The organism is Pseudomonas sp. 2VD (assembly GCF_005503585.1).
Classification (GTDB): domain Bacteria; phylum Pseudomonadota; class Gammaproteobacteria; order Pseudomonadales; family Pseudomonadaceae; genus Pseudomonas; species Pseudomonas aeruginosa.
The window spans coordinates 1-5610 of the sequence record NZ_SCND01000381.1; the positions used below are offsets into that span (position 1 = coordinate 1).

Annotated in this window: 6 protein-coding genes; 5 read left to right on the top strand and 1 reads right to left on the bottom strand. The window is 63.5% G+C overall.

The window, feature by feature from the left end:
* Positions 1–459: hypothetical protein (locus FFS27_RS27610; RefSeq protein ID WP_171019243.1), on the bottom strand; the 459-nt coding region annotated here is incomplete at its 3' end.
* A 156-nt stretch (positions 460–615) separates the two neighbouring features.
* Between FFS27_RS27610 and FFS27_RS27615 the strand changes: the two genes are divergently transcribed.
* The 5 genes from FFS27_RS27615 (at position 616) to FFS27_RS33830 (ending at position 5540) form a co-directional block, all read left to right on the top strand.
* A complete protein-coding gene (locus FFS27_RS27615; RefSeq protein WP_003089729.1) occupies positions 616–837 on the top strand; it encodes a YgdI/YgdR family lipoprotein in 222 nt (73 codons plus the stop codon).
* A gap of 53 nt (positions 838–890) precedes the next feature.
* The gene (locus FFS27_RS27620) at positions 891–1742 is read left to right on the top strand and encodes a class I SAM-dependent methyltransferase (RefSeq protein ID WP_003146786.1); all 852 of its coding nucleotides are present in this window, start codon (positions 891–893) and stop codon (positions 1740–1742) included.
* Entirely contained in the window at positions 1739–2275 is a 537-nt protein-coding gene (locus tag FFS27_RS27625) for a GNAT family N-acetyltransferase (RefSeq protein ID WP_021264843.1), read from the top strand. Before FFS27_RS27620 ends, FFS27_RS27625 begins: the two co-directional genes overlap by 4 nt.
* 52 nt (positions 2276–2327) lie before the next feature.
* Positions 2328–3821 (top strand): DUF6531 domain-containing protein, encoded by a 1494-nt coding sequence (locus FFS27_RS33825; protein ID WP_220186537.1) that lies wholly within the window; start codon positions 2328–2330, stop codon positions 3819–3821.
* 99 nt (positions 3822–3920) lie between these two features.
* Positions 3921–5540 (top strand): DUF6531 domain-containing protein, encoded by a 1620-nt coding sequence (locus tag FFS27_RS33830; protein ID WP_023101228.1) that lies wholly within the window; start codon positions 3921–3923, stop codon positions 5538–5540.
* Positions 5541–5610: the final 70 nt, after the last annotated feature.

The following is a 5610-nucleotide window of genomic DNA, read 5'->3' on the forward strand; positions in this document are numbered from 1 at the left end:
CTGCTTCCAGAACGCCTTCAGCGCGCCGGGGCGCTTTTCCGCAAGCTCCGCCTGCAGGCGTTGCAGGGTCGGGCTCTGCGGCGCCGGCGAATCAAGCGCCGGGGTCTGCGGGGTGAGGCGCTGGGTGGGGGTCAGGGTCAGTGCGGTGTCTTCGTCGGCGCTGAAGGTCAGGCGCAGGCCCTGGCGCTCGCCGGCCTGCAGGCCGAGCGACTGGCGTCCGGCCAGCTCCGTCGCGCGCAACGCCTTGCCGTCGGGCGTGGTGGCGCGCAGGCGGACGCGGCCGCGGTCGACCTCCAGGTCGAGCAACTGCAACTCGCCGGGGGCAAGGTCGAGGTAGCGCTGGCGGCTCTCGCCGGCAGCGATCTCGATGCGGCCATCGGCCAGCGGCACGGGCTGGGCGGCCTGGGCCGGGGTCAGCAGGTTGAGGAAAAGCAACAACGAGGTGGAAACGGCAGACATGGAATCTCCCTTCGAATAGGCGCCGCCATCCGGGCGGCTCACCGGAAGAGACGTACGATCACAGCGGAAATTTGCCGCTGTGATCCAGGCTAGAGCGGTTGCGCCGCGACTGGAGTAGAATCCGCCGCCTCGAAAACCGTCCGAAGGAAAATTCCGATGACCTCCCGTCTGCTGCCCGCCCTGTTGCTCTCGTCCGCATTCGCCGTCCTGGCCGGCTGCTCCACCCCGACCATCGTCACCCTCAACGATGGCCGCGAGATCCAGGCGGTGGATACCCCGCGCTATGATCGTAGTTCCGGCTTCTACGAACTGGAGCAACTGGACGGCAAGCGCACCCGCGTCAACAAGGACCAGGTGCGCAGCATCAAGGACATGTAATCCCCCGGACCCGCCATCCGCGCGGTGGCGCACTCCAGGGAAGGAGTCGAACCATGCGATCCGACCTGCACGAGGCCAACCGGCTGTCGTGGAACGCCGCCACCCGGGCGCACAACAGCCACAAGGCCGACCAGGCCGCCTTCTTCCGCAACGGCGGTTCCACGCTCTATCCCGAGGAACTGCAACTGCTCGGCCATCTCGACGGCCTGCGCCTGCTGCATCTGCAATGCAACGCCGGACAGGACAGCCTGAGCCTGGCGCGCCTTGGCGCCCACGTCACCGGGGTCGACATCGCCGACAGCGCCATCGACTTCGCCCGCCAGCTGTCCCGCGACAGCGGCATCGCCGCCGACTTCCAGCGCGACGACATCCTCCGCTGGCTGCCCGTCGCCGCCACCCGTGGCGAACGCTTCGAGCGGGTCTTCGCCTCCTACGGCACGCTGGTCTGGCTCTCCGACCTCAAGCGCTGGGCCGACGGCATCGCCCAGGTGCTGGTTCCCGGTGGGCGCTTCGTCCTGGTGGAGTTCCACCCTTTCGCCCTGTACTTCGACCCACACTGGCAACCGGCCTACGACTACTTCAGCCGCGAGCCGATCGCCGAGAGCGGCGTCAGCGACTATGTCGCCGAGTCCGGCGCCAGCCTGGCGCCCTCCGGCTACCGCGCCGGCGTCGAGAACTTCAGCAACCCTCATCCCAGCTACGAGTTCCAGTGGGGCCTGGCCGATGTGATCGGCGCCCTGCTCGGCGCCGGCCTGCAACTCGAACGGCTGGAGGAATACCCCTACGCCAACGGCTGGGCCGGCTTCGACGGCATGCGCGACGGCGGCGGCGGACGCATGCTGCCGCCCGCCGATCGTCCGCGCCTGCCGCTGATGTACGGCCTCAGCGCAAGGAAACCACGATGACCGAAGAACGCCTGCTGCGCCGCGACGAAATCCCCCTGGTCTGGGAGATCGACCGCAGCGAAGTGATCGAACACCTGTATTCCGTCGAGGCCGGCCAACTGGTGCTGCGCCCCGAGTTCTACGACATGCGCGGCTGGCCGGAGGGCGAGGCCGAGCACTACACGCCGATCCTGCTCGACTGCTTCGACCGCGGCGGCTGGTTCCTCGGCCTGTTCGACCAGGGCCAGCTGATCGGCGCGGTAGTCCTCGACCCACGCCGCCTCGGCCCCGAGCGCGACTGGCTGCAACTGAAGTTCCTCCACCTCAGCCACGCCTACCGCCGCCGCGGCCTCGGCGCCCACCTCTTCCACCTCGCCGCCACCCAGGCCCGCCACCTCGGCGCCAGCGGGCTCTACGTTTCGGCTACGCCGTCGCAGAACACGGTGGATTTTTATACGAGACTCGGATGCCGGCTGTGCATGGAACCGGATGAGGAGTTGTATCGGTTGGAGCCGGAGGATGTTCATCTGGTCTATGGGTTAGGGGGTAGATAACTCGCGGACTGCGCGAGGGCCGGATATTTCACGGATTGGAATGTGGTGGGAAATGAAAAGGAAATTCTTTGTAGCGGTCCTGCTATCAGCATCGCTTAACCAAGTGGTTGAGGCCGAGCCTTTTTGGTGGGCAGCGAGCTATTTCGACCCGCATCTCAGGTCGGCTCAACTTGCCTGCGAATATACCGCCAGCCGTATTTTGAGATGGTCGGACACCTACTATGCCGGGACAGTTCTTGCCATACGGGTAAAAGGTGGTTACGGGGAGTGCCTAATAAAACACCCTCCATACCCAAACGGGGGAGGAGCGCTTCCTCCTTCCTGGTATTCAATCGTCAGATGGGGCGACGGCTGCCCGGACCACCAGGAATACGATGCCAACACCGGCGCCTGCCTTTCCCCCAATGGCCCGCCCAACCACGGGCCTGACTGCTCGCCGCCGTCACTGTCCGCCGGTAATCCGATCAACATCGCCACCGGCAACAAGTACCAGAGCGAAACCGACTACGCCGGCCCGGCCATCGCTCCCCTGCTCCGCTTCACTCGTCACTACAACAGCAGCAACGGACTCTGGACCCACAACCTAAGCGCCCGCCTCACCCTACAGAGCCATATGGTCACCCTGCACCGGGAGGACGGTCGGACCCTCGACTTCATCCGCCTGTACGACCGCATCACCTCCCAGGCCGATAACCTCGGCCGATTGGAGAAGATCGATGGCGGCTGGCGCTACGACGAACCGAGCGGCCTGCGCCTGGATTTCGACGAAGCCGGCGCGCTCGTCGAACTGGTCCAAGCCAGCGAAAAGCTGCGTCTGGCCAGGGAGGGAGGGCAGGTTCGCGTTTCCCACAACCGCTACCCCGGCACCTTCAGCTTCGCCGAGGATGACCGCCAACAACCACTGCGCCTCACCGCTCCAGGCCTGGCAGTGCTCTACAACTATGAAGGCGGACACCTGATCCGGGTCGCCCGCGACGCCGCCGGCCAGGCCAGTGAGCAGCGTTACCACTATGAAGACCCGCGCAACCCGCGGCTACTCACCGGCATCACCGACAACCGCGGCGTGCGCTTCGCCACCTGGCGCTACGACGAAAAGGGCCGAGCTGTGTCCAGCGAACACGCCAACGGCGCGGAGAAGGTCAGCCTCGCCTACAACTTCGATGGCTCCACCACTGTCACCAACGAATACGGCAAGCAGGCTACCTACCGCTTCCAGGTGATCCGCGGTAGCAAACACATCGTCGCCATCGAAGGGCAACCCTCTCCCAACTGCCCCAGCAGCAATTCCACCTTTACCTATGACGAACGCGGCCTGCTCAAGACCCGCCGCGACAACCAGGGCAACCTGACCACCTACGAATACAACGAGCGCGGCCTGGAAATCCTACGCACCGAGGCCGCCGGCACTGCCCAGGCTCGCACTATCGCCACCGACTGGCACCCGAGACTGGCACTTCCAGTGCGGCTCGAAGAGGCGGGCCGCAGTACGCATTACTGGTATGACGGCGACGGTAACAAAGTAGGTGAGACGGTGATAGGGAACTGATGAACGAAGCGAGCCGCACCAGATTTCGGCTATCACATCGCAAAACGGAACGAATTTTTACATGAGACTTAATCTGAAGGATTTGCGGGAGCTTCGTCTGTGACAGCTATTTCCCACTCCTCTGGCAACGAGCCATGCACACACCCCACTCCATTCTGCTTACAGAACTCACGGCGCAAGGAGCCGAAGATATCCCTCTCCCTTCAGGCAGTCCTGGTCGCCCTCTTTATATCGGGCAGTGCAAGTGCCACAGAGTATTACTGGTCTAACCCATTTACCTCTCACCTTCGCTTTCCCAATCCTGCCGCCTACTGTGCCTGGCTTGTCCGAGACGCTCCCCAACCTTGGTGGTTCATTTTCACTGAACCTTACAACGGACAACTTGCAGCACAATGCCGCCGACCTCTTTATGAAAATGAACGGGGAGGCACCTACCGTGATACGGGCTATCCCATCTATCGAGTTGGCGACTCCTGCCCAACAGGTACCCAATACGACCCAACCACCGGCCAATGCCTGGACCCGAACAAGAGCAACTGTCCACCCGATCCTTCGGCTCCCGCATTCGTCCAGATCACCTGCCCACTACCCGACGACAAGGGCCCGCCGAAGGAAAACTCCTGCGTCGGCAACCCCATCGATATTGCCTCGGGCAACAAGTTCCAGCTGGAAACCGACTATATCTCCACCAGCACCCCGGCCCTGGCTTTCCAACGCAGCTACAACAGCACAGACGGGCTTTGGCGCCACAACTTTTCCAGTAGCCTGCGCCTCACTTCCGATAGCGTCGTCACAGTGGCCCTGCATCATGGTCGGGAATTGGTCTTCACCCTTTCAGGTAGTAACTTCGTCCCACGCAATCCCGACCAGGGCCTGCTGGAAAGGAAGGGAAACGGCTGGGAATATCTGTCCGCTGACAACGAGCGACTGGTCTTCGACAACGACGGAAGACTGCTTAGGCAAACGACCACCGCCCTAGGCACTCGCTACCTCGCCTATACAGCCAACGGAATCAACGTCGACGACGAGGCTGGCAACCGGCTCACCTTCTCCGAGGACGGCAAACACCAGCCGACCAGTCTGCGTACACCCGACGGCCAGGTGACCTACAGCTATGACAGCGGCCGCCTGACAGCAGTTACCCGTAGCAACGGAGAAGGCTCGCTGACGCGCCGCTATCACTACGAGGACAGTCGCAACGGCAGCCTGCTCACCGGTATTACCGACGAACGCGGCGTGCGCTATGCCTCATGGCACTACGACAATCAGGGCCGGGCAATCTCCAGCGAGCACGCCACTGGGGCGGAAAAGATCAGTCTCAGCCACCACGGCGGTTACTCCACGCGGGTCACCAACGAATACGGCAAGCAGGCCATCTATTATTTCCAAGTAGTCAATGGCAGCAGACACATCGTCGCCATCGAAGGCGAACCCTCTCCCAACTGCCCCAGCAGCAATTCCACCTTCACCTATGACGAACGCGGCCTGCTCACCAGCAAACGCGACAACAACGGCAACCTGACCACCTACCAGTACAACGCCCGTGGCCTGGAAACCTCGCGCACCGAGGCCGCCGGCACCCCGCAGGCACGCACCGTCACAACCGACTGGCACCCGACCCTGTTCCTCCCGGTGCAGGTCAGCGAGCCCGGTCGGATCACCCGCTACCAGTACGACGCCGAGGGACGCAAGACCGGCGAGACCGTCACCACCCGCTGACAAGGACGACACCCATGCGCATCCCCCCATACTTTCCCCGCCTCGGCGCCCTCGCCCTGGCCTGCGCCCT

Excerpts from the sequence above, each read along its gene's own strand:
- FFS27_RS27615 (WP_003089729.1), top strand. The coding sequence starts at position 616 with ATGACCTCCCGTCTGCTGCCCGCCCTGTTGCTCTCGTCCGCATTCGCC.
- FFS27_RS27620 (WP_003146786.1), top strand. The coding sequence starts at position 891 with ATGCGATCCGACCTGCACGAGGCCAACCGGCTGTCGTGGAACGCCGCC.
- FFS27_RS27625 (WP_021264843.1), top strand. The coding sequence starts at position 1,739 with ATGACCGAAGAACGCCTGCTGCGCCGCGACGAAATCCCCCTGGTCTGG.
- FFS27_RS33825 (WP_220186537.1), top strand. The coding sequence starts at position 2,328 with ATGAAAAGGAAATTCTTTGTAGCGGTCCTGCTATCAGCATCGCTTAAC.